At 69.3% G+C, this 24,370-nt stretch carries 21 protein-coding genes; 12 read left to right on the top strand and 9 right to left on the bottom strand.

Translation table 11 applies throughout. From position 1 onward, the window contains the following. Positions 1-39 precede the first annotated feature (39 nt). The 6 genes from murJ (at position 40) to trxA (ending at position 7,368) form a co-directional block, all read left to right on the top strand. Complete coding sequence (murJ, locus tag ACIBBD_RS07370) at positions 40-2,334, top strand: murein biosynthesis integral membrane protein MurJ (RefSeq protein ID WP_399418328.1); 2,295 nt, start codon at positions 40-42, stop codon at positions 2,332-2,334. 137 nt (positions 2,335-2,471) lie between these two features. Beyond that, entirely contained in the window at positions 2,472-4,160 is a 1,689-nt protein-coding gene (locus ACIBBD_RS07375; protein ID WP_399418329.1) for a protein kinase family protein, read from the top strand. 21 nt (positions 4,161-4,181) lie between these two features. Next, the gene (gene sigM / locus ACIBBD_RS07380; protein WP_399418330.1) at positions 4,182-4,907 is read left to right on the top strand and encodes an RNA polymerase sigma factor SigM; all 726 of its coding nucleotides are present in this window, start codon (positions 4,182-4,184) and stop codon (positions 4,905-4,907) included. Continuing rightward, positions 4,904-5,860, top strand: a complete 957-nt coding sequence (locus ACIBBD_RS07385) for an anti-sigma factor family protein (protein ID WP_399418331.1) — start codon at positions 4,904-4,906, stop codon at positions 5,858-5,860. The genes sigM and ACIBBD_RS07385 overlap by 4 nt, the downstream gene beginning before the upstream one ends. Before the next feature lie 168 nt (positions 5,861-6,028). After that, positions 6,029-6,997, top strand: coding sequence for a thioredoxin-disulfide reductase (trxB, locus tag ACIBBD_RS07390; RefSeq protein WP_399418332.1), 969 nt, complete (start codon positions 6,029-6,031; stop codon positions 6,995-6,997). Positions 6,998-7,038: 41 nt separating this feature from the next. Continuing rightward, positions 7,039-7,368, top strand: a complete 330-nt coding sequence (gene trxA, locus ACIBBD_RS07395) for a thioredoxin (protein WP_189931557.1) — start codon at positions 7,039-7,041, stop codon at positions 7,366-7,368. A 147-nt stretch (positions 7,369-7,515) separates the two neighbouring features. On the opposite strand, the gene ACIBBD_RS07400 is transcribed toward trxA, so the two are convergent. From ACIBBD_RS07400 to rpmH, 9 genes are all read right to left on the bottom strand, one after another. After that, positions 7,516-8,133 carry a GNAT family N-acetyltransferase gene (locus ACIBBD_RS07400; protein ID WP_399418333.1) on the bottom strand — a complete coding sequence of 206 codons (618 nt, stop codon included), beginning with the start codon at positions 8,131-8,133 and terminating at the stop codon, positions 7,516-7,518. Positions 8,134-8,460: 327 nt separating this feature from the next. Beyond that, positions 8,461-9,561, bottom strand: a complete 1,101-nt coding sequence (locus tag ACIBBD_RS07405) for a ParB/RepB/Spo0J family partition protein (RefSeq protein WP_399418334.1) — start codon at positions 9,559-9,561, stop codon at positions 8,461-8,463. Continuing rightward, positions 9,558-10,631: a ParA family protein gene (locus tag ACIBBD_RS07410; protein WP_399418668.1), complete on the bottom strand. Its 1,074-nt coding sequence runs from the start codon at positions 10,629-10,631 to the stop codon at positions 9,558-9,560. The genes ACIBBD_RS07405 and ACIBBD_RS07410 overlap by 4 nt, the downstream gene beginning before the upstream one ends. 265 nt (positions 10,632-10,896) lie before the next feature. Continuing rightward, on the bottom strand, positions 10,897-11,613 hold the full coding sequence (gene rsmG, locus ACIBBD_RS07415; RefSeq protein WP_399418335.1) for a 16S rRNA (guanine(527)-N(7))-methyltransferase RsmG: 717 nt from the start codon (positions 11,611-11,613) through the stop codon (positions 10,897-10,899). A 118-nt stretch (positions 11,614-11,731) separates the two neighbouring features. Then, entirely contained in the window at positions 11,732-12,244 is a 513-nt protein-coding gene (locus ACIBBD_RS07420) for a protein jag (RefSeq protein ID WP_399418336.1), read from the bottom strand. Positions 12,245-12,259: 15 nt separating this feature from the next. Beyond that, a complete protein-coding gene (yidC, locus tag ACIBBD_RS07425; protein ID WP_399418337.1) occupies positions 12,260-13,519 on the bottom strand; it encodes a membrane protein insertase YidC in 1,260 nt (419 codons plus the stop codon). 3 nt (positions 13,520-13,522) lie between these two features. Continuing rightward, entirely contained in the window at positions 13,523-13,876 is a 354-nt protein-coding gene (gene yidD, locus ACIBBD_RS07430; RefSeq protein ID WP_391645757.1) for a membrane protein insertion efficiency factor YidD, read from the bottom strand. Beyond that, positions 13,873-14,244, bottom strand: a complete 372-nt coding sequence (gene rnpA, locus ACIBBD_RS07435; RefSeq protein WP_399418338.1) for a ribonuclease P protein component — start codon at positions 14,242-14,244, stop codon at positions 13,873-13,875. The genes yidD and rnpA overlap by 4 nt, the downstream gene beginning before the upstream one ends. 21 nt (positions 14,245-14,265) lie before the next feature. Beyond that, a complete protein-coding gene (gene rpmH, locus ACIBBD_RS07440) occupies positions 14,266-14,403 on the bottom strand; it encodes a 50S ribosomal protein L34 (RefSeq protein ID WP_003956500.1) in 138 nt (45 codons plus the stop codon). A gap of 375 nt (positions 14,404-14,778) precedes the next feature. Here rpmH and dnaA point away from each other — a divergent pair, with 375 nt between their 5' ends. The 6 genes from dnaA (at position 14,779) to gyrB (ending at position 24,330) form a co-directional block, all read left to right on the top strand. Then, complete coding sequence (gene dnaA, locus ACIBBD_RS07445; protein ID WP_399418339.1) at positions 14,779-16,731, top strand: chromosomal replication initiator protein DnaA; 1,953 nt, start codon at positions 14,779-14,781, stop codon at positions 16,729-16,731. Positions 16,732-17,960: 1,229 nt separating this feature from the next. After that, the gene (gene dnaN / locus ACIBBD_RS07450) at positions 17,961-19,091 is read left to right on the top strand and encodes a DNA polymerase III subunit beta (protein ID WP_399418340.1); all 1,131 of its coding nucleotides are present in this window, start codon (positions 17,961-17,963) and stop codon (positions 19,089-19,091) included. 202 nt (positions 19,092-19,293) lie between these two features. Beyond that, positions 19,294-20,169 (top strand): phosphogluconate dehydrogenase (NAD(+)-dependent, decarboxylating), encoded by an 876-nt coding sequence (gnd, locus tag ACIBBD_RS07455; RefSeq protein WP_399418341.1) that lies wholly within the window; start codon positions 19,294-19,296, stop codon positions 20,167-20,169. Positions 20,170-20,222: 53 nt separating this feature from the next. Next, on the top strand, positions 20,223-21,344 hold the full coding sequence (gene recF, locus ACIBBD_RS07460; protein ID WP_399418342.1) for a DNA replication/repair protein RecF: 1,122 nt from the start codon (positions 20,223-20,225) through the stop codon (positions 21,342-21,344). After that, positions 21,341-21,871 (top strand): DUF721 domain-containing protein, encoded by a 531-nt coding sequence (locus ACIBBD_RS07465; protein WP_399418343.1) that lies wholly within the window; start codon positions 21,341-21,343, stop codon positions 21,869-21,871. The genes recF and ACIBBD_RS07465 overlap by 4 nt, the downstream gene beginning before the upstream one ends. Before the next feature lie 398 nt (positions 21,872-22,269). Next, positions 22,270-24,330 (top strand): DNA topoisomerase (ATP-hydrolyzing) subunit B, encoded by a 2,061-nt coding sequence (gene gyrB, locus ACIBBD_RS07470; protein WP_399418344.1) that lies wholly within the window; start codon positions 22,270-22,272, stop codon positions 24,328-24,330. The last annotated feature ends 40 nt before the right edge of the window (positions 24,331-24,370 follow it).

A 24,370-nucleotide genomic window follows, 5' to 3' on the forward strand; every position in this document is an offset into this window, starting at 1 on the left:
GTCGTGGCCGTGGGCCCGGGACGATGAGGTGGGGTAACCATGAACGCGCCGTACGACGGTGACCGCGGCCAGGCCGCGGGCAGCTCGGGCTACCCCGAGGGCCCGCCGCCCGAGCACGGCCAGGTGCCGCCGCAGCACCCCGCGGACATGTACCTCCAGGACGCCTACGAGCAGGACCCCTACCGGGCCCAGGACCTCACCGCGCAGGATCCGGTCGCCGAGGCGCTCTACGACCGTGCCGCACATCCTCCGCCGCCTCCGGGTGCCTATCAGCCGCAGCAGCCGCTGTACGCCCAGCCGCAGCAGTCCCCGTACGCCCCGGACCCGCGGGTGTGGGCCCAGACGCCGGCGCCCGAGCCGGACGGCCCCACCCAGTACCTGCCGTACGGCGACGATCCCCGCACGACCCAGTTCGTGGGCGTGGACGACCTGGTCACGCACTCCAGCGAGGAGCGGCACGAGCCCGACGCCTTCGCACACCTCTTCCGGGACCAGCAGCAGGGCGTCAGTCGGCCGTCGACGGATGCCCCGGCGGTTCCGGGGCCGGCCCCCGCCCCAAGCGGCCAGGGGCCCGCGCCGCAGTACCAGGCGGCGGCTCCGCACCTGTCGGTGACCGCCGAACCGCCGGCCGGTGCCGACGCGACCATGAACCTGACCGCCACTCCCGCCGCACCGGCCCCCGAGGCCCCCGCCGGGAAGAAGGGCGGGCGGGCCGCGGGCCTGCTGAAGTCCAGCGCCGTGATGGCGGCGGGCACGATGGTCTCGCGCCTCACCGGCTTCATCCGCTCCGCGCTGATCGTCTCGGCGCTGGGCGTCGGCCTGCTCGGTGACACCTTCCAGGTCGCCTACCAGCTGCCGACGATGATCTACATCCTCACCGTCGGCGGCGGTCTCAACTCCGTCTTCGTGCCCCAGCTCGTCCGTGCCATGAAGGAGGACGACGACGGCGGCGAGGCGTACGCCAACCGCCTGCTGACCCTGGTCGTCGTGGCGCTCGGCCTGCTCACGGTCGCCTCGGTCGCCGCGGCCCCGGTCCTGATCCGCCTCCTGTCCGACCCGGTCGCCAGTGACCCGGCCGCCAACGAGGTCGGCATCACCTTCGTCCGCTACTTCCTGCCCTCGATCTTCTTCATGGGCGTCCACGTCGTGATGGGACAGATCCTCAACGCGCGCGGCAGGTTCGGCGCGATGATGTGGACGCCGGTCCTGAACAACATCGTCATCATCGTGACGCTGGGCATGTTCATCTACGTCTACGGCACCGCCGCGGACTCCGGCATGAAGGTCACCACCATTCCGCCGGAGGGCCAGCGGCTGCTCGGCGTCGGCGTCCTGCTGGGCCTGGTCGTCCAGGCCCTGGCGATGATCCCGTACCTGCGCGAGACCGGCTTCCGGGTGCGGCTGCGCTTCGACTGGAAGGGCCACGGCCTCGGCAAGGCCGTCACGCTCGCCAAGTGGACGTTCCTGTTCGTCCTCGCCAACCAGGCCGGCGCGATCGTCGTCTCTCAGCTGTCCACCGCGGCGGGCAAGGACTCGCCCGTCGACGGCACCGGCTTCGCCGCCTACGCCAACGCCCAGCTGATCTGGGGCCTGCCGCAGGCCATCATCACCGTCTCCCTGATGGCCGCCCTGCTGCCCCGCCTGTCCCGCTCCGCGGCCGAGGGCGACAGCGGCGCGGTCCGCGACGACATCTCCCAGGGCCTGCGCACCACGGCCGTCGCGATCGTGCCCATCGCCTTCGGGTTCCTGGCGCTCGGCATCCCGATGTGCACCCTGATCTTCGGCTCCTCCGGCACCAGCGAGGCCACCAACATGGGCTTCATGCTGATGGCCTTCGGCCTCGGCCTGGTCCCCTACTCGGTGCAGTACGTCGTCCTGCGCGCCTTCTACGCCTACGAGGACACCCGGACGCCCTTCTACAACACGGTCATCGTGGCCGCCGTCAACGCCGGCGCCTCCGCGGTCTGCTTCTTCGTGCTCGACCCCCGCTGGGCGGTGGTGGGCATGGCCGCCTCCTACGGGCTGGCCTACGCGATCGGCGTCGGTGTCGCCTGGAACCGGCTGCGCAGGCGGCTCGGCGGCGACCTCGACGGGTCCCGCGTGCTGCGGACGTACGCGCGGCTGTGCATCGCCTCGGTACCGGCCGCCCTGCTCAGCGGCGCCGCCTGCTACGGCATCGGTCACAGCCTGGGACAGGGCGTCCTCGGTTCCTTCGCCTCGCTGCTGGCCGGCGGGGCCGTTCTGCTCGGCATCTTCTACGTCGCCGCCCGCCGCATGCGCATCGAGGAGCTCAACTCGCTCGTCGGCATGGTCCGCGGACGCCTGGGTCGCTGAGGCAGGGGGTAGGCGCACAACCATCGTCCGCCGCCGCGTGTCGTGCATAGCGGCGGACTGTGGGCACAATTGGGTTCGGCGTCGGACGGCGCGCACGAGGTCGGCGGCGCGCAACGAATGGGGAGGCAGGAACGACGGTGGCGGAACGGAGTACGGCTGCCGTCGACGTGGCAGACACCAGCGGTGACAAGCCGCTGACCGCAGAGGCGGACCAGTCCACGGCCGACGGGGTGGCCAAGAACCGGGAGCGGGACACGGACAGCGACGAGGCACAGGGGAGTGGAGGGACGGAGCGTCCCGGGAAGGCCTCGGCGCCTGAACTGCACAGCGGTCACAAGCTCGCCAGACGCTACCGCCTCGAGGACTGTGTCACCCGTCTGGACGGTTTCAGCAGTTGGCGTGCGGTCGACGAGAAACTGCGTCGCGCCGTCGGCGTTCACGTCCTTCCCGCGGATCACACCCGGGCCCGTTCGGTGCTGGCCGCGGCCCGTTCCTCGGCGCTGCTCGGCGATCCTCGCTTCGTCCAGGTACTGGACGCCGTCGAGGAGAACGACCTTGTCTACGTCGTCCACGAGTGGCTGCCCGACGCCACCGAGCTGACCACGCTCCTCGCCTCCGGGCCGCTGGAGCCGCACGACGCCTACCAGATGGTCAGCCAGATCGCCTCCGCCATGGCCGCCGCCCACCGTGAGGGCCTCGCGCACCTGCGTCTGAACCCGAACGCCGTACTGCGCACCTCCACGGGTCAATGGCGCATCCGCGGCCTCGCCGTGAACGCCGCACTGCGCGGTATCGGCTCCGACACCCCTCAGCGCACCGACACCGAGGCGATCGGCGCCCTGCTGTACGCGGCGCTGACCCAGCGCTGGCCGTACGAGAGCGACGCCTACGGCCTGTCCGGGCTGCCCAAGGACATCGGCCTGATCGCTCCCGACCAGGTGCGGGCCGGTGTCCACCGCGGTCTGTCCGAGCTGGCGATGCGCGCCCTCGCCAACGACGGGGCCACCGCCTCCCGGCACGAGGCCGCCTGCACCACGCCCGAGGAGTTGGTGAAGGCGATCGGGGAGATGCCCCGTATCCGCCCGCCGGAGCCGGCCTTCACCGCGCCCCCGGAGTACCAGCGCACCACGTACCAGCAGGGCACCTACGGCCGCTCCTCCGCGCACCCGGGCGTCACCCAGGGGGTGCCGACGCCGCCGCCCCCGCTGCAGAGCCGCACCGGCAAGGCCCTGAAGTGGGCGGTCTCCGCCCTGCTCATCGCCGCCCTCGGCCTCGGCAGCTGGCAGCTCGCGGACGCCCTGATGGACCAGGGCAAGTCCGAGGAGACCAACCAGACGCAGACGACGGAGGGCAACGAGAAGAGCCCGACGAAGCCCGCCAGCCAGCCGATCACCATCAGCGGCGTCCGGGACTTCGACCCGCTCGGGGACGGCTCCGAGAAGCCCTCCGACGTGGACAAGGCCTACGACAACAGCTCCTCCACGTACTGGGAGACGAACTTCTACGAGGGCGCCAACTTCGGGAATCTGAAGCAGGGCCTAGGCCTCATCCTCGACCTCGACAAGGTGCAGCAGGTCGGGAAGGTGACCGTCACCTTCGTGGGGCAGACGTCGGTCCAGCTCCGTGCCGCCTCCGCTGAAGCGGGATCGGAACCCACGTCCCTCGACGCCTTCACGAAGGTCGCCGAGGGGTCCGGCACGACCGTGACCCTGCAGCCGACCCAGTCGGTCAAGACCCGTTACCTGCTGGTCTGGCTGACCAAGCTGCCGCTGACCGAGGAAGGCACCTACCGTGGCCGGGTGGCGGACATCAAAGTAGCCAGCTGAGGAACGAGGGAGGGGGGTCCGATGGCAGAGGGCAGCGCATACGGCGACGTAAGCGATCAGGACCTCCTCGCCCGCCATGTTGAGGGCGACCCCGACGCCTTCGGTGAGCTCGTACGACGTCACCGCGACCGGCTGTGGGCGGTGGCGCTGCGGACCCTGGGAGACCGCGAGGAGGCCGCTGACGCGGTCCAGGACGCCCTGGTCTCCGCGTACCGGGCCGCCCACACGTTCCGCGGCCAGTCCGCCGTCACCACCTGGCTGCACCGCATCACGGTGAACGCCTGCCTCGACCGGGCCCGCAAGGTGGCCTCCCGCAAGACCTCGCCGGTCGACGACACCGAACGCCTGGAGCAACTGCTGGAGCCGCACGAGTCGGCCTCGGCCCCCGCGGAGCGCAACGATCTGCACCGCCAGCTCCTGGAGGCGCTCGGCACGCTCCCGCCCGACCAGCGCGCCGCGCTCGTACTCGTCGACATGCAGGGCTACCCGGTCGCCGAGGCCGCCGGCCTGCTCGACGTGCCGACCGGGACGGTGAAGAGCCGTTGCGCCCGGGGCCGAGCCAAACTGCTGCCGCTGCTCGCCCATCTCCGACCGGACAACACCGGTGAGGAGAGAGAAAGCGCGTCGGGGCGGAACCGGACGGACGGGACATCCGTCCCACCCGCAGCGGGACCTCGTGACGAGGCCTCGGACGGCGCCGGGACGGGCGATTCAGCTGCTGTGAAGGGCGGAGGTGGGCGAGCGTGACATCGACGACGGACACGACCGGGCACCCGGACGTCGCGGAGATCTCCGACCTCACCGAGGGCCTGCTGCCGCCCTCCCGCAGCGCCGATGTCCGAAGGCATCTCGACGCGTGCTCCCTCTGCGCGGACGTCCACGCGTCCCTAGAGGAGATCCGTGGTCTCCTGGGCACGCTGCCCGGCCCCCCGCGGATGCCGGACGACGTCGCCCACCGCATCGACGCCGCGCTCGCCGCTGAGGCCCTACTGGACGCGACGGCACCGGAGACTGCCGGCTCCGCCGAGGACAGCCTCGCGGTCTCCACCGCCTCCACCACCGCATCGGACGCCGACGCCGTCGTCGGCACCGACGCTGACACCGACACCGCGGCGCATGTTTCACGTGAAACATCGAGCGGAGCGTCCCGTCCCGCAGGCCAGGCCCGCAGCTCCACCACCGGTCCGGGTCGTAAGGAACGCAAGCGCAGTGGGCGCCGTAAGGTCGCTGCCCTCGGCGCCGTCTTCGCTGTCGCCGCCCTGGGGCTCGGCTCGGTCCTGGTGTCGTCACTGACGGATGACGGAGGACCCGCCACCTCGACGCAACGGCCGACGTCCACTGCCGTCGACACCTTCGCCGAGAGCACCCTGGAACAACAGGTCTCGGATCTTCTCTCCAAGGCCCAGGACTCGCGGACCCCTGACACGTTGGGGACGCAGGGCGATCCCGAGAGCAGGGGCCCCATGACCTTCCAGCAGCCCACGGTTCCCGCGTGCGTCCAGAAGGGCATCGGCCCGAGCGACGCGGCCCTCGCCACCGAGAAGGGCACCTACCAGGGGAAGGACGCCCTCCTCGTCGTTCTGCCCGACGCTTCCGACAGCACCAAGGTCACCGCCTACCTGATGGACGCGACCTGTGTGGAGCACCCCTCGGCCGGCACCGCCGAAGTCCTCCTCAAGGACACCTACACACACCGCTGACAACCCAGGCATCGTCTCCGTTCCGCGTGGTATCGCGTACGGTGTCGCCCCCCGCGTGTGCCCGGACACACCGGGAATGCGCGCCCCTTAGGATCCGTTGGGTGGGGTGAGAGTTCAAAGAAGCTCCCACCGGTCGAACGACGCAGACCAGAGACGAGGAACTTAGCCGTGAGCGACGTCCGTAACGTGATCATCATCGGCTCCGGGCCCGCCGGCTACACGGCGGCGCTGTACACCGCGCGAGCGTCGCTGAAGCCGCTGGTGTTCGAAGGGGCTGTCACCGCGGGCGGTGCGCTGATGAACACCACCGATGTGGAGAACTTCCCCGGCTTCCGCGACGGCATCATGGGCCCCGAGCTCATGGACAACATGCGCGCCCAGGCCGAACGATTCGGCGCCGAGCTCATTCCCGACGACATCGTCTCCGTCGACCTTTCCGGTGAGATCAAGACCGTCACGGACACCGCCGGTACGGTCCACCAGGCCAAGGCCGTCATCGTCACCACCGGCTCGCAGCACCGCAAGCTCGGCCTGCCGAACGAGGACGCCCTCTCCGGCCGTGGCGTCTCGTGGTGCGCCACCTGCGACGGCTTCTTCTTCAAGGACCAGGACATCGCCGTGATCGGCGGCGGCGACACCGCGATGGAGGAGGCCACCTTCCTCTCGCGTTTCGCCAAGTCCGTGACGATCGTCCATCGCCGGGACACCCTGCGCGCCTCCAAGGCGATGCAGGAGCGTGCCTTCGCCGACCCGAAGATCAAGTTCATCTGGGACAGCGAGGTCGCCGAGATCCAGGGCGAACAGAAGCTGGCGGGTCTGAAGCTGCGCAACCTCAAGACCGGTGAGCTCTCCGAGCTGCCGGTGACCGGCCTGTTCATCGCGATCGGCCACGACCCGCGCACCGAGCTCTTCAAGGGCCAGCTCGACCTGGACGAGGAGGGCTATCTGAAGGTCGCCGCGCCCTCCACCCGGACCAACCTGACCGGTGTCTTCGCCGCCGGTGATGTGGTCGACCACACCTACCGCCAGGCGATCACCGCCGCCGGCACCGGCTGCTCCGCCGCCCTCGACGCCGAGCGCTTCCTCGCCGCCCTCGCGGACGAGGAGCAGGCCGAGCCCGAGAAGACCACAGTCTGACCCCCCTCCCGCCCCACCGCACACCAGTTAAGGAGCCCGCCGTGGCCGACCTGAAGAACGTGACCGACGACTCCTTCGAGCAGGACGTCCTCAAGAGCGACAAGCCCGTTCTGGTGGACTTCTGGGCCGCCTGGTGCGGTCCGTGCCGCCAGATCGCTCCGTCCCTCGAGGCGATCGCCAACGAGTACGGGGACAAGATCGAGGTCGTCAAGCTCAACATCGACGAGAACCCGGGTACGGCCGCCAAGTACGGCGTCATGTCCATCCCGACTCTGAACGTCTACCAGAACGGCGAGGTCGCCAAGACCATCGTCGGCGCCAAGCCGAAGGCCGCGATCGTCCGCGACCTCGAGGACTTCATCGCCGAGTGACGTTCTGAGTGGCCGTCGCTCCGATGGCCGATGTTTCACGTGAAACACGAAAGGGGCCGACCCTTGGGGATCGGCCCCTTTCGCATCTCCTTGGCTCACTGCATGCACGGAGCCGCAGGGCCCCTCGCCACGTCGTCCCGGTATCGCTCACAGAGGTCGGAGCGCCGGCTCCTTCTGTACCGCCCCGAGGAGCCGGTCGAGCGCCATCTCCACGTCTTCCTTCCATGAGAGCGTGGTGCGCAGTTCCAGTCTCAGCCGCGGGTGTGCGGGGTGAGGGCGGACCGTCTTGAAGCCCACCGCCAGCAGATGGTCGGCCGGCAGAAGGCAGGCGGGCTCCTTCCAGCGGGCGTCTCCGAACGCCTCGATCGCCTTGAAACCGCGGCGCAGGAGATCCTTGGCGACCGTCTGCACCATCACCCGGCCGAGCCCTTGCCCCTGGTATCCCGGCATGATGAACGCCGTCATCAACTGCACCGCGTCCGGAGACACCGGACTGGTGGGGAACGCCGTCGAGCGAGGCGCATACGCGGGCGGGGCGTAGAGCACGAAGCCGACGGGGACGTCGTCCACGTAGACGACCCGGCCGCAGGAGCCCCAGTCCAGCAGGACGGCGGAGATCCAGGCTTCCTTCTCGAGGGCGGCCGTTCCCGCCCTTACCGCGGCTTCCCCACTGACGGGGTCCAGCTCCCAGAAGACGCACGAGCGGCAGCGCTGGGGGAGGTCCTTAAGGTTGTCCAACGTGAGCGGTACGAGCCGACGCCCCATGAAGGCTGTTCCTCGCTTCCTTCGCCCGCGGCATCGCGAGCGGCTGTCAGAGCACTCCGTTCCCTGAGCAGGCTGCCGACGAAGCCTCCCACGGCGCCCAGCCCCAGTCCCGCACTCACCAGTCCGGTCCGGCTCATCGTTCGCATGGCCCCCGCCTCCCCCTCAGAGGTCGCTGCCGGTGGATGCGCCATATCCCCACGCATCGTATCCACGATGCGATTCCATCAATACTGCATGAAAGCAAAGAGCGAGCCGTGTTCCGGTGCACACCGGACACGGCTCGCTCTTTTGGTCGTCAGGTCGGGGGATGCCCGGCCGCTGGACGGCTCAGTCGTCCGTGGCCTCGGACTCGCCGTCGACAAGACCCTTTTGAAGGACGGGACCCTCTCCGGGGGCGAGCGTGTCGAGGATGCGCTCGAGGTCCTCCATGGAGGCGAACTCGACGGTGATCTTGCCCTTCTTCTGCCCCAGATCGACCTTCACCCGCGTCTCGAAGCGGTCGGAGAGACGCGTGGCAAGGTCGGACAGGGCCGGAGAGACCCGGCCGCCGGCCCGAGGACCCTTGGCGCGCTGCGGGGTCTGAGGCCGGGAGCCCATGAGGGTCACGATCTCCTCGACGGCCCGCACCGAGAGCCCCTCGGCCACGATCCGGTGAGCCAGACGATCCTGCTCCTCCGAGTCCTCGACGGAGAGCAGGGCCCGGGCATGGCCGGCGGAGAGCACCCCGGCCGCGACCCGGCGCTGGACCGCCGGCGAGAGCTTCAGCAGACGCAGCGTGTTGGAGACCTGCGGACGGGACCGACCGATGCGGTCCGCCAGCTGGTCGTGGGTGCAGTTGAAGTCCTTCAGCAACTGGTCGTAGGCGGCTGCCTCTTCCAGCGGGTTCAGCTGCGCCCGGTGGAGGTTCTCCAGGAGGGCGTCCAGCAGGAGCTTCTCGTCCTCCGTGGCCCGCACGATCGCCGGGATCGCCTCCAGGCCGGCTTCACGACAGGCCCGCCAGCGCCGCTCGCCCATGATGAGCTCGTAGCGTGAGGGACCCAGTTGCCGTACGACGACCGGCTGGAGGAGACCGACTTCCCTGATGGACGTGATCAGTTCCTGCAGCGCGTCCTCGTCGAAGACCTCTCGCGGCTGGCGCGGGTTGGGAGTGATGGCGTCGAGAGGGATCTCAGCGAAGTGAGCGCCCAGGGGAGGCGCAGGCGTCTCCCCTGCGCCGTTCGTCGCCGGCTCCTCGGTTTCACGTGAAACAGGCGGCAGCGTCGCCACCTTGGCCGCGGCCACTCCGCGGTCCGTCGTCAGCAGTGGAACCGCCGCGGGGGACGCCGAGGCCCCGCCAGCCACTGCGGTAGGTGCCGGCGTCTTCTCCGTCGGGGCAGCAGGGATCAGTGCGCCGAGACCTCGTCCCAGCCCCCTCCGTCGCTCACTCACTGGATCCCCTCCACCATGCTCGGGTTGTTCTGTGCGCCGATATGGGCGTGCGTGGCGTCGTAACTGACACCGATGCCCTTCAGCGCGATCTCTCGGGCCGCCTCAAGATAGGAGAGGGCACCACTCGATCCAGGATCGTAAGTCAGCACCGTCTGCCCATAGCTCGGCGCCTCGGAGATACGGACCGAGCGAGGAATGCTCGTCCGCAGCACCTCGTCACCGAAGTGGGTGCGCACCTCCTCCGCGACCTGCGACGCGAGACGCGTCCGGCCGTCGTACATGGTGAGCAGGATGGTCGACACATGCAGTGTGGGGTTGAGGTGCCCCCGCACCAGGTCGACGTTGCGGAGCAGCTGGCCCAAGCCTTCCAGTGCGTAGTACTCGCACTGAATCGGGATCAGAACCTCCTGGCCCGCCACCAACGCGTTCACCGTCAGCAGGCCGAGCGAGGGCGGGCAGTCGATGAGGATGTAATCCAGCGGCTGTTCGTAGGCCTGGATCGCTCGCTGCAGTCGGCTCTCTCTCGCCACCAGGGACACCAGCTCGATCTCCGCACCGGCGAGATCGATCGTGGCCGGAGCGCAGAACAGGCCCTCGACGTCGGGAACCGGCTGAACGACCTCCGAGAGCGGACGGCTCTCGACCAACACGTCATAGATGGACGGCACCTCGGCGTGATGGTCGATGCCCAGGGCGGTGGACGCGTTGCCCTGCGGGTCGAGGTCGATCACCAGGACACGGGCACCGTGCAGCGCCAGGGAAGCGGCAAGGTTGACGGTCGTCGTCGTCTTGCCCACGCCACCCTTCTGGTTGGCGACCACGATGACGCGGGTCTGCTCGGGCCGTGGCAGGCCCTCGCCGGCACGGCCCAGAGCCTCCACCGCCAGTTGGGCAGCACGACCGATCGGAGTGTCGTCCATCGGGGGCGGTGTTTCACGTGAAACATCGTCCCCCATCGACTCGGTACGGGGACCGGGGACCGGTTCGGTCATCGGTCCCGCGATGTTGGCGTCGGACCGCAAGGATTCACTCTCCTCGACTTCAGGCTCACAATGAACAGAGCCTCCCATGTCTCCGGGGTCGTGAACCAGTGAGGCCTGGTCTTCTGTGGAGAAATCCACCTCTGTGGACAACTCCGTTCCCTTGTCGAGTGAGCCGAGAGGCTTCCGGTCGCGGGGTTCGGCCGCAGCGCGGCCCCGACTGATGATGCCCTGCAGCAGTGAGCGACGTTTCACGTGAAACACGATGCACAGCGCCCACGGCCGAACTGTCGCGACACTCCGTCGTGCGTAGGTTTGGCAGCTTGTGTGGAGTACGGCTGGTCTTCAGGCCACATCAGCGGCGGCGACGCGTGCGCCCTGTCCGGGCCGCCTTGGCCCGCTTGGCCGCGAACCTCACACCGCCGGGGCTCTCCCCGACCTCGACCCGGACGACCGTGGAGAGCGGATCGACGATGCCCTCACCGACATGAAGGATCGACGTGCTGACCGCGCCGAGCTTGCTCAGTGCGGTGGCCGCACTCTTCAGTTCCTCCTCGGCAGTGTCACCCTTCAACGCGAGCATCTCGCCGTACGGACGCAGCAGCGGGATGCCCCAGGCGGCCAGGCGGTCCAGCGGCGCCACTGCCCGGGCGGTCACCACGTGGACCGGCGGAAGCTTGCCCATGACCTCCTCGGCACGGCCGCGGACGACGGTCACATGGTCAAGGCCGAGCAGCTCGACGACCTCGGTGAGGAAGTTGGTGCGTCGCAGAAGCGGCTCCAGCAGGGTGATCTTCAGGTCCTCGCGGACGAGGGCCAGCGGGATCCCGGGCAGGCCGGCGCCGGAGCCGACGTCGCACACCGTCACGTCCTCGGGTACCGCCTCCGAGAGCACCGCGCAGTTCAGCAGGTGCCGCTCCCACAGGCGGGGCACCTCCCGGGGACCGATGAGCCCTCGCTGTACGCCCGCCTCGGCCAGGAGCTCGGCGTACCGGACCGCATCCGCGAAGCGATCACCGAATACCTCGCGTGCCTGCTCGGGCGCAGGGGGGAGCTCCGCTGCCTCCGTCACGGGGACCGTCCTTCCGTACCGCATCGGCGCGTTCGGCGCCGACCACCAGAACTACCAGGCTGACAAAGACCGGCCCCGCCTGCGCAACAGACGGGGCCGGAGGAACGTACGTACCGAATCAGTTGGGGAGTACGACGACGAACCGCTGCGGCTCCTCGCCCTCGGACTCGCTGCGCAGGCCAGCTGCCTTGACGGCGTCGTGGACGACCTTGCGCTCGAAGGGGGTCATGGGCTTGAGCTTCACCGGCTCGCCGCCGTTCTTCGCGTCGGCCGCGGCCTTGGCGCCCAGCTCGGAGAGCTCGGTGCGCTTCTTGGCGCGGTAGCCCGCGATGTCCAGCATCAGCCGGCTGCGGTCGCCGGTCTCCCGGTGCACGGCCAGGCGCGTCAGCTCCTGCAATGCCTCCAGCACCTCGCCGTCCCGGCCGACCAGCTTCTGCAGGTCGCGGCTGCCCGTGTCGCTGATGATCGACACAGCGGCACGGTCGGCCTCGACGTCCATGTCGATGTCGCCGTCGAGGTCGGCGATGTCCAGCAGACCCTCGAGGTAGTCCGCCGCGATCTCGCCCTCCTGCTCCAGGCGGGTCAGGGTGTCTGCACCCTCGGCGGCGGCGGAGGTGGTGCCTTCCGTCACGGGATGGGCTCCTTCTTACTTCTTGGACGGGGACTTGGGGCGCTGCGGGCCGCCCTTGCGCTGCCCGGACTGGGCCTTGCTGCGACCGTTGTTGCCGGGCTTCGGCTTGGCGGAGCCGACGGGCTTGGCGTCCTCCGGCTCGTCGGACTTGCTCAGCGAGATGGTCTCGCCGGCCGCCTTGGGCCCCCCGGACTGGCGCTGGGCCTTGGTCTGGCGCTTGGGCTGCTGGCGCCTGGCGGCGGCTGCCGCGGCTGCGCCGTCCTCGGTCTGGACGACGGTCTGAGCCTCACCCTTGGCGACGGTGCCGTCGGCCTGGGCCACCAGTCCCGCCTTGCTCAGACCGTTGATGAACTTGCGCTCGAACTCGTTGCGGTCGCGGCCCTTGGCCACGATGGCCTTGACGATGGCCTTCTCGCCACGGCCGCGCGTCTTGCCGTGGTGGGTGACCCGCTTGTGCAGGCGCTCCAGGTAGGCGGCCTGTGCCTTGGAACCCGGGGTCGGGTTGTTGTGGATGACGTACATCTGCTGGCCCATGGTCCACACGTTGGTGGTCAGCCAGTAGACGAGGACACCGACCGGGAAGTTGATGCCGAAGACGGCGAACATGATCGGGAAGACGTACATCAGCATCTTCTGCTGCTGCATGAACGGCGTCTTCACCGTGGTGTCGACGTTCTTCGTCATCAGCTGTCGCTGCGTGAAGAACTGCGAGGCCGACATCATCACGATCATGATCGCGGTGACGATGCGGACGCTGGTCAGCGAGGCGTCGAGGGCCGAGACGTCCGAGGCGCTGTCGGTGAACTTCGCCGCCAGCGGAGCGCCGAAGATGTGTGCCTTCTGCGCGCTCTCCAGCAGGTTCTGGTTGATCACCCCGATGGTGTCACCGTTGGCGATGCTGTTGAGCACGTGGTACAGGGCGAAGAAGAACGGAGACTGCGCCAGGATGGGAAGGCACGAGGAGAGCGGGTTGGTGCCCGTCTCCTTGTACAGCTTCATCATCTCTTCGGACTGACGCTGCTTGTCGTTCTTGTAGCGCTCCTGGATCTTCTTCATCTCGGGCTGGAGCGTCTGCATGGCCCGGGTCGCCTTGATCTGCTTCACGAAGAGCGGGATCAGGCAGATCCGGATCACGATCACCAGGGACACGATGGACAGGCCCCAGGCCCATCCGGTGTCAGGGCCGAAGAGGGCGCCGTACACCGTGTGGAACTGGACGATGACCCAGGAGACAGGTGTCGTGATGAAACTGAAGAGGCTTGCAATCGTGTCCACTAATCATGCTCCTTGGGCATGGGACGGGGTCTCTGCGGCCGGGCTCGAAGGATGATTCTCCTCGGTGGCCGTTTCGGCGGCGGAGGGCCCGCCCTTGCGTGCCCGCCAGGCGTCGCGCAGCATCTCGTGCCACCGCGGGCGCTTGCGCGGCGGGACATGGTCCACGCCTCCCAGCGACCACGGGTTGCACCGCAGGATGCGCCAGGCGGTGAGGGCTGTTCCCTTGATCGCGCCGTGCCGGTCGATGGCCGTGTAGCCGTAGTGGGAGCACGACGGGTAGTACTTGCACACCGGCCCGAGCAACGGACTGATCGTCCACTGGTACAGCTTGATCAGGGCCAGCAGCGGGTACTTCATCGCGCGCCCCCTCCCAGCAGCCGCTGAAGGGCGGCATCAAGGTCTTGGGCCAGCTGTGCGTGGTCGGCGTCGCCCGCACCGGGCAGCGCCCGTACGACTACCAGGCTACCGGGGGGCAACAGGGCGACTCGATCGCGCATCAGATGGCGCAGTCGGCGCTTCACCGAGTTGCGCACGACCGCTCCACCCACGGCTTTGCTGACGACGAAACCCGCACGCGTCGGGGGAGCGCTCTCCCCAGGCGCGTGCGGGTCCGTGGTACCGCTTCGAAGATGAACGACGAGAGTCGGGCGTCCGGCCCGACGGCCCCGTCGTACCGCGGTCGCGAAGTCCTCGCGCCGCCTCAGCCGGTTCTCGGTGGGCAGCACGACGGCATGACCTGACCGGGATCAGGCGGACAGACGGGCGCGACCCTTGCTACGGCGGGACGCGAGGATCGCGCGGCCGGCACGGGTGCGCATCCGCAGCCGGAAGCCGTGGGTCTTGGCGCGACGACGGTTGTTCGGCTGGAAGGTGCGCTTGCTCACTCGGGGGCTCCAGAAATCAATCGGTAGTGGCGGGGTGCCGTCCTGGCTGTCACCGTGCGCCCACGAGTAGCTCGCGTTAACGCCCGAGTGCACCGCTTCCCGATCACCTGACGCGATCTGTGCCCATCGGAGGCAGGCGGCAGCAGCCATCGACAACTCGACCTGGTTACGGTACGCGGGGCTACGCCATCCGGTCAAACCGACGGCCACCGGGAGACACTGTCCACAGCCTGGGGACAACGACTTGAACCGTACCCGCCGCGCTGACTACCGTGGCTGAACTCCGATTCGTTCCCTTGTCACTGACCCCACCCGATTTGAAACCGACCCGTCCCACCGTCACACGTTCGTGGGACCTGTGAGAGAGCGTGCCCTGTGGCTGACGTACCTGCCGATCTTGCCGCAGTGTGGCCACGCGTACTGGAGCATCTCCTGGGAGAGGGCCGCGGACAGGGCGTCGAGACCAAGGACGAGCACTGGATCCGGCGCTGCCAGCCGCTTGCGCTGGTCGCCGACACCGCCCTGCTCGCCGTACCCAACGAGTTCGCGAAGGGTGTGCTGGAGGGCCGTCTGGCCCCCATCGTCAGCGAGACGCTGAGCCGTGAGTGCGGTCGGCCGATCCGCATCGCGATCACCGTCGACGACTCCGCCGGCGAGCCCCCTGCCCCGCCGGCACGGCCCGCCCAGCCGCGCTACGAGGAGCCGGAGCTGCCCTCCGGCCCGTACGACGGCCAGTACGACAAGCCCTACGAGAGCCAGTACGAGGGCGGCTACGGCCGCCACCGCGCCGACCAGCACCCGGCGCCCTCCGGCGACCAGGACTCCCGGCAGGACCAGCTGCCCACCGTCCGGCCGGCATACCCGTCGGAGTACCAGCGACCCGAGCGCGGCGCCTGGCCGCGGCCCGGCCAGGACGAGTACGGCTGGCAGCAGCAGCGCCTCGGCTTTCCCGAGCGCGACCCCTACGCGTCCCCGTCGCAGGACGCCTACGGCCCGCCCGGGCAGGACTCCTACGGGTCGCCGTCCCAGGACACCTACGGCTCGCGCGGGCAGGACTACCGCCCCCAGGCGATGGACCGGCCGCCCTACGACCCGTCGCCGTACGAGCAGAAGCGCTCCGAGTACGAGCAGTCGCGCCCCGAGTACGACCAGCGGGACCCGGCCCGGCGTGAGCTGCCCGAGCCGTCGGCCGGGGGCCACCCGCGCCGCGGCCCGGTCGGTCCCGGCCAGTCCGGTGCCGGCGCGTCCGGCCCGTCGGCCGCCCCGTCCTCGCCGACGAGCGGCCCCGGTGAGCCGACCGCGCGGCTGAACCCGAAGTACCTCTTCGACACGTTCGTCATCGGCGCGTCCAACCGCTTCGCGCACGCGGCCGCGGTCGCCGTCGCGGAGGCGCCCGCGAAGGCGTACAACCCCCTGTTCATCTACGGGGAGTCGGGTCTCGGCAAGACGCACCTGCTGCACGCGATCGGGCACTACGCGCGCAGCCTGTACCCCGGCACGCGGGTGCGGTACGTGAGCTCGGAGGAGTTCACCAACGAGTTCATCAACTCCATCCGCGACGGCAAGGGCGACAGTTTCCGCAAGCGCTACCGCGAGATGGACATCCTGCTCGTCGACGACATCCAGTTCCTGGCGGACAAGGAGTCGACGCAGGAGGAGTTCTTCCACACCTTCAACACGCTCCACAACGCCAACAAGCAGATCGTGCTGTCCAGCGACCGGCCGCCCAAGCAGCTGGTGACGCTGGAGGACCGGCTGCGGAACCGTTTCGAGTGGGGTCTCATCACCGACGTCCAGCCGCCCGAGCTGGAGACGCGTATCGCGATCCTGCGGAAGAAGGCGGTGCAGGAGCAGCTGAACGCCCCGCCGGAGGTCCTGGAGTTCATCGCCTCCCGGATCTCGCGCAACATCCGCGAGCTGGAGGGCGCGCTGATCCGGGTGACGGCGTTCGCGTCGCTCAACCGGCAGCCGGTGGACCTGGGGCTCACGGAGATCGTCCTGAAGGACCTGATCCCCGGCGGCGAGGACTCGGCCCCCGAGATCACCTCCACGGCCATCATGAGCGCGACCGCCGACTACTTCGGGCTCACGGTCGAGGACCTGTGCGGCACCTCGCGCGGCCGCGCCCTGGTCACGGCCCGGCAGATCGCCATGTACCTGTGCCGCGAGCTGACCGACCTGTCGCTGCCGAAGATCGGCGCGCTGTTCGGCGGCCGCGACCACACGACCGTGATGCACGCGGACCGCAAGATCCGCAATCTGATGGCCGAACGGCGCTCCATCTACAACCAGGTGACGGAGCTGACCAACCGCATCAAGGCCGGCTGACAGGGCCGTACGAAGCCGCTGACCCGGGCCGTACCCGGCCGTCGAGGGCGCCTCGGGGAGCTGAGCCCGGGGGCGCCCTGCTCGTCGTACCGGGGCGAGCCCGGCGGTCGGCGGCGGGCGGCGGATGCGCGGCCGCCCGCCGCCGTGGGGCCGACCCGCGCCCATGCCGTGCCCCGTCGGCACCGATGACGAGCCCGCCCCGAGCCCACCCGGCGCGCTGGCGAGCCCACCCCGAGCCCACCCAGCACGCCGAAGAGGCCCCCTCGGCCCGCCCGGCACACCGACGAGGCCACCCCACACCAACGAGCCCGCCCCCAGCCCGCAAGCCGCGCCGTTGGCGCCACCGACGACCCCGCCCCGATGCCCCGCCCGGTGCTGTCAGCGGCCCCTCACCCCGCCATTCGGTCGCCGTCGACGGGCTCGGCGGAGCGGCCGCGGGTCACCCGTTGTTCGATTACCTGCCGCGTTACGGCCACTCTCCACAGATTCGGCGACTTTTTCCCCTCCACAGCCTGGGGAGGGGGAAGTTGTTCAGATCGCGTCCACAGGCGCCCCTGGTGCAGCATCATCAGGCCAGGTCAGCTGGTTGTGGATTCGTGGACGAAGATTCTCCACAGACTGTGGACAACGCCACGATCCACACCCTGTGCACAAAGTTGTCCACCGGCAACCCACAGGCTCGAGCCGGTTGTCCCCAGCGATCGTCGCCTTCTCCACATGCCTGTCCACTGTTCGGCAAGCCGCCGCGCCTCCTCACCGTGTCGAGTGAAAGGCGTCACACGAAGCTGCCGGGTTGGGCTGTGGGAAAGACGGGTAAACCTGGGGACGCCGCTGGGGAGAAGTCGCCTCAGCCTGTGCACGGTGTGTGCAGAACTTTTCGTTCTCCACAGACGACCCCGGTTGTCCACCGCCTCCGCCCACAGGGCCCGTGGACAAAATATCGGTCCTGAGCTGCGACGACGCGGTTATCCACGGTATCCACAGGCCCTACTACTACTCCCGACTAGAGAGAGCTCGGAATCCGTTTCGAAGGGGGTCCTGTGCACAACTCGCTCATCGGCTCCCGGCTGCCCCTCGTCACGACTTGACCCCGAGAGGCACCTACTGTCAGTGCGGTGCGTCAGACTGGTCCCCGGTGGTCCTTCCCCTCACAGGGGCCGACGACACCGAGACAGACGACGAAGGCCAGGCAGGGCGAGAAGCGCCGGCAACAGCAGGAGGCGGCAAGAGTGAAGATCCGGGTGGAACGCGACGTACTCGCGGAGGCAGTGGCCTGGGCGGCGCGCAGCCTCCCGGCCCGTCCGCCGGCTCCTGTCCTCGCCGGCCTCCTGCTGAAGGCCGAGGACGGTGCCCTCAGCCTCTCCAGCTTCGACTACGAGGTCTCCGCGCGCGTGTCGGTGGAGGCCGAGGTCGACGAGGAGGGCACGGTCCTCGTCTCCGGCCGCCTGCTCGCGGACATCTGCCGCGCCCTCCCCAACCGTCCGGTGGAGATCTCCACAGACGGTGTACGGGCGACGGTGGTCTGCGGCTCGTCCCGCTTCACCCTCCACACACTGCCTGTGGAGGAGTATCCGTCGCTGCCGCAGATGCCGAACGCGACGGGCACGGTCCCCGGTGAGGTCTTCGCCTCCGCGGCCGCCCAGGTCGCCATCGCCGCCGGCCGTGACGACACGCTGCCGGTGCTCACCGGTGTGCGGATCGAGATCGAGGGCGACACCGTCACCCTGGCCTCCACCGACCGCTACCGCTTCGCGGTCCGCGAGTTCCTGTGGAAGCCGGAGAACCCGGACGCCTCCGCGGTCGCCCTGGTGCCCGCCAAGACGCTCCTGGACACCGCCAAGGCGCTGACCAGCGGCGACAGCGTGACGCTGGCGCTGTCCGGCTCGGGCGCGGGCGAGGGTCTGATCGGTTTCGAGGGCGCCGGCCGGCGGACGACGACCCGCCTGCTGGAGGGCGACCTCCCGAAGTACCGCACGCTGTTCCCGACCGAGTTCAACAGCATCGCCGTCATCGAGACCGCCCCCTTCGTGGAGGCCGTCAAGCGCGTGGCGCTGGTCGCCGAGCGCAACACCCCGGTGCGGCTCAGCTTCGAGCAGGGAGTGCTCATCCTGGAGGCCGGCTCCAGCGACGACGCACAGGCTGTGGAGAGGGTCGACGCCCAGCTCGAGGGCGACGACATCTCCATCGCCTTCAACCCGACCTTCCTGCTGGACGGCTTGAGCGCCATCGACTCCCCGGTGGCCCAGCTGTCCTTCACGACGTCCACCAAGCCCGCGCTGCTCAGCGGCAAGCCGGCGGTGGACGCCGAGGCGGACGAGGCCTACAAGTACCTGATCATGCCGGTGCGCCTCAGCGGCTGACGCCGGTGCCGCGAGCCCGGCCGATTGTCCACAGGTCGGTGGACAACCCGTCGGGCGCTGGGGAAACCCGCAGGTGAGAGCCGACAGGTGGGCGTACGTATGAGCGCGTATGCCCACAGGTGTGCGTGAGGGTCCGGGTTTAGGCTCGGACATGGGTACGAAGGTGCCCCCCCACGCCACACAGCGACCTAAGGAACAACTGATGGAGCTCGGTCTCGTCGGCCTCGGCAAGATGGGCGGCAACATGCGCGAGCGGATTCGCCGCGCAGGCCACACCGTCATCGGATACGACCGCAACCCGGACCTCGCCGATGTCCACAGCCTGCAAGAGCTTGTGGGCAAGCTCAAGGGCCCGCGCGTCGTCTGGGTGATGGTCCCGGCGGGTGCTGCCACCCAGTCGACCATCGACGAGCTCGCCGAGCTGCTGGAGCCGGGTGACGTCGTCGTGGACGGCGGCAACTCCCGCTGGACCGACGACGAGAAGCACGCCGAGGAGCTGGCGGCCAAGGGCATCGGGTTCGTCGACTGCGGCGTCTCCGGTGGCGTCTGGGGCCTGGAGAACGGCTACGCGCTGATGTACGGCGGCGACGCGGAGAACGTGGCCAAGGTGCAGCCGATCTTCGACGCGCTCAAGCCCGAGGGCGACTTCGGCTCGGTGCACGCCGGCAAGGTCGGCGCCGGCCACTTCGCGAAGATGGTCCACAACGGCATCGAGTACGCCATGATGCAGGCCTACGCCGAGGGCTGGGAGCTGCTGGAGAAGGTCGACTCGGTCACCGACGTGCGCGAGGTGTTCCGCTCCTGGCAGGAGGGGACCGTGATCCGCTCCTGGCTGCTCGACCTCGCCGTCAACGCCCTCGACGAGGACGAGCACCTCGACAAGCTGCGCGGCTTCGCACAGGACTCCGGCGAGGGCCGCTGGACCGTGGAGGCCGCCATCGACAACGCGGTACCGCTGCCGGCGATCACCGCGTCCCTGTTCGCGCGGTTCGCCTCCCGTCAGGAGGACTCGCCGCAGATGAAGATGATCGCGGCGCTGCGCAACCAGTTCGGCGGCCACGCGGTCGAGAAGAAGTAGTCCACCGGGCCGCTCGGCGGTCCACAACGCTGGGGGAGGTCGGCGAAACGACCATGCACGTCACGCATCTGTCGCTGGCCGACTTCCGCTCCTACGCCCGGGTCGAAGTCCCGCTCGACCCGGGCGTCACGGCCTTCGTCGGCCCCAACGGGCAGGGCAAGACGAACCTCGTCGAGGCCGTCGGCTACCTCGCCACCCTCGGCAGCCACCGCGTCGCTTCCGACGCGCCCCTGGTGCGCATGGGCGCGGACCGGGCGGTCATCCGGGCGCAGGTCCGCCAGGGTGAGCGGCAGCAACTGGTCGAGCTGGAGCTGAACCCGGGCAAGGCCAACCGCGCCCGCATCAACCGGTCCTCGCAGGTCAGACCACGTGACGTCCTGGGGATCGTACGGACCGTGCTGTTCGCGCCGGAGGATCTCGCCCTGGTGAAGGGCGACCCGGGCGAACGGCGCCGTTTCCTCGACGAGCTGATCACGGCGCGTTCGCCGCGCATGGCCGGTGTGCGCTCCGACTACGAGCGGGTGCTGAAGCAGCGCAACACCCTGTTGAAGTCGGCCGCGCTGGCCCGTCGCCACGGCGGCCGTGCCATGGACCTGTCGACGCTCGACGTGTGGGACCAGCACCTCGCGCGCGTGGGCGCCGAGCTGCTCGCCCAGCGGCTCGACCTGGTGGCCGCGATCCAGCCGCTCGCGGACAAGGCGTACGAGCAGCTGGCGCCCGGTGGTGGACCGGTCGCCCTGGAGTACAAGCCGTCGGCGCCGGGCGAGGCGCACACGCGCGAACACCTCTACGAGCAGCTGATGGCCGCGCTCGCCGACGCCCGCAAGCAGGAGATCGAACGGGGCGTCACCCTCGTAGGCCCTCATCGGGACGATCTGGTGCTCAAACTCGGTCAGTTGCCCGCCAAGGGGTACGCCTCCCACGGCGAGTCCTGGTCCTACGCGCTCGCGCTGCGGCTGGCCTCCTACGACCTGCTGCGGGCCGAGGGCAACGAGCCGGTGCTGGTCCTCGACGACGTCTTCGCCGAACTGGACGCCCGCCGTCGTGAGCGGCTGGCGGAGCTGGTCGCGCCCGGTGAGCAGGTCCTGGTGACGGCCGCGGTCGACGACGACGTGCCGCACGTGCTCACGGGGGCGCGGTACGCCGTGTCCGACGGGACGGTGGAACGCGTATGACCGACCGGGAACCGAAGAAGACGCCCGAGCCCTCCGGAGTCGACCTCGCGCGCGTGGCGCTGAGGGCGGCGCGTGAGCAGGCACGCGCGCGGGGGGACGCGGCGCAGCAGAAGAAGCAGGCGCGGCGCGGTGGCGGTCTGCGTTCCGGCGCGCGCGCGGACGGCCGCGACCCGATGGCGCTCGGCGCCGCGATCAACCGGCTGCTCACCGAGCGCGGCTGGGAGGCGCCGGCCGCGGTCGGCGGGGTGATGGGCCGCTGGCCGCAGATCGTCGGCGAGGACGTGGCCAAGCACTGCGAGCCGGAGCGGTACGACGAGGACGAGCGGGTGCTGGTCGTGCGGTGCGACTCCACGGCCTGGGCGACGAACCTGCGCCTGCTCGCTCCGACACTGGTCGCGCGTCTCAACGAGGATCTGGGGCACGGCCGGGTGCGGCAGATCCGGGTGCAGGGCCCCACGGGTCCCGCCCGCCGCTACGGCCCTCTGCGCGCCCCGGGCAGCACGGGCCCCGGCGACACCTACGGGTGACATCCATCACGTATCCGACGGCCGGGACGGTCGACTCGTACCGTCCCGGCCGTTGCTGTCCGTGTCCGCACGCAGGTGCGAATCCGTACCTGACTCCTCGGTAGCCAAGGGTGGAGAGCCAGAAGCGCTGAGTGCCTCCGTGAGCCTCTTGGAGCCCCTTTCCAGATATGGGGACCCGGTCGAGACCGGTTGAGGGCGGCACATGCGGACTCAGGTACCGGCAAACCCCCATCACTGTCGGCGCTACCGGTAGACTGGAAGCCAATCCCGCCCCAAACGTGGGGACCGTCCGGGAAAAGCTGAGCAACGCTGATCAGGGCTTACCAACGCAACATGCCGCAGCCGCTCCGGCAACCCGCCGACGAGCCCGGCTCGTGCTGTGCCAGAAAGGGCGCTTCGTGGCCGATTCCGGCAACCCCAACGAGAACATCCCGTCCACCGACGCCGGCGCCGACGCCGCGGTGACCTCGTCGAACGGCGAGGTCACCGCCTCGTACGACGCCAGCGCCATCACCGTCCTCGAGGGTCTGGACGCGGTCCGCAAGCGACCCGGTATGTACATCGGTTCCACCGGTGAGCGAGGCCTGCACCACCTCGTGTACGAGGTCGTCGACAACTCCGTCGACGAGGCCCTGGCCGGCCACGCGGACACGATCGACGTGACGATCCTCGCCGACGGCGGCGTGCGCGTCGTCGACAACGGCCGTGGCATCCCGGTCGGCATCGTCCCGTCCGAGGGAAAGCCGGCCGTCGAGGTCGTGCTGACCGTGCTGCACGCGGGCGGCAAGTTCGGTGGCGGAGGCTACGCGGTCTCCGGTGGTCTGCACGGTGTCGGCGTCTCGGTCGTGAACGCGCTGTCGAGCAAGGTCTCCGTCGAGGTCAAGACCGACGGCCACCGGTGGACGCAGGACTACAAGATGGGCGTCCCGACGGCCCCGCTGGCCAAGCACGAGGCCACCGAGGAGACCGGCACCTCGGTCACCTTCTGGGCCGACGGCGACATCTTCGAGACCACCGAGTACTCCTTCGAGACGCTCTCGCGGCGCTTCCAGGAGATGGCGTTCCTCAACAAGGGCCTGACGATCAAACTCACCGACGAGCGTGAGTCCGCCAAGGCCGTGACCGGCGCGGACGAGGCCGGTGCGGACGAGAAGTCCGAGGTCAAGACCGTCACGTACCACTACGAGGGCGGCATCGTCGACTTCGTGAAGTACCTCAACTCGCGCAAGGGCGAGGCGGTGCACCCCTCCGTCATCGGCCTGGAGGCCGAGGACAAGGACCGGAGCCTGTCCCTCGAGGTCGCGATGCAGTGGAACGGTGGCTACACCGAGGGTGTCTACTCCTTCGCCAACATCATCCACACGCACGAGGGCGGTACCCACGAGGAGGGCTTCCGCGCGGCGCTGACGAACCTGATCAACAAGTACGCGCGCGACAAGAAGCTGCTGCGGGAGAAGGACGACAACCTCACGGGTGACGACATCCGCGAGGGTCTGACCGCGATCATCTCGGTCAAGCTGAGCGAGCCCCAGTTCGAGGGCCAGACCAAGACCAAGCTGGGCAACACCGAGGCGAAGACCTTCGTCCAGAAGGCGGTCTACGAGCACCTCAACGACTGGCTGGACCGCAACCCGGTCGAGGCGGCGGACATCGTCCGCAAGGGCATCCAGGCGGCCACCGCGCGCGTGGCGGCCCGCAAGGCCCGTGACCTGACCCGCCGCAAGGGCCTGCTGGAGTCGGCGTCGCTGCCGGGCAAGCTGTCCGACTGCCAGTCGAACGACCCCACCAAGTGCGAGATCTTCATCGTCGAGGGTGACTCCGCCGGCGGCTCGGCCAAGTCCGGCCGCAACCCGCAGTACCAGGCGATCCTCCCGATCCGAGGCAAGATCCTCAACGTCGAGAAGGCCAGGATCGACAAGATCCTGCAGAACCAGGAGATCCAGGCGCTGATCTCCGCCTTCGGCACCGGCGTGCACGAGGACTTCGACATCGAGAAGCTCCGCTATCACAAGATCATCCTGATGGCGGACGCCGACGTCGACGGCCAGCACATCAGCACGCTGCTGCTGACCTTCCTCTTCCGTTTCATGCGGCCGCTGGTCGAGGCCGGGCACGTGTACCTCTCCCGTCCCCCGCTGTACAAGATCAAGTGGGGCCGGGACGACATCGAGTACGCCTACTCGGACCGTGAGCGCGACGCGCTGATCGAGATGGGCCGGCAGCGCGGCAAGCGCATCCGCGAGGACTCGATCCAGCGCTTCAAGGGCCTCGGCGAGATGAACGCCGAGGAACTGCGCGTGACCACGATGGACCAGGAGCACCGGGTCCTCGGCCAGGTCACCCTCGACGACGCCGCCCAGGCCGACGACCTGTTCTCGGTCCTCATGGGCGAGGACGTAGAGGCCCGCCGCGCGTTCATCCAGCGCAACGCCAAGGACGTCCGCTTCCTCGACATCTGAGTCGGTCTCAGCTGACCGCACCAGGAAGGATCCTCACCAG

Source organism: Streptomyces sp. NPDC051315, from assembly GCF_044455165.1.
Lineage (GTDB): Bacteria > Actinomycetota > Actinomycetes > Streptomycetales > Streptomycetaceae > Streptomyces.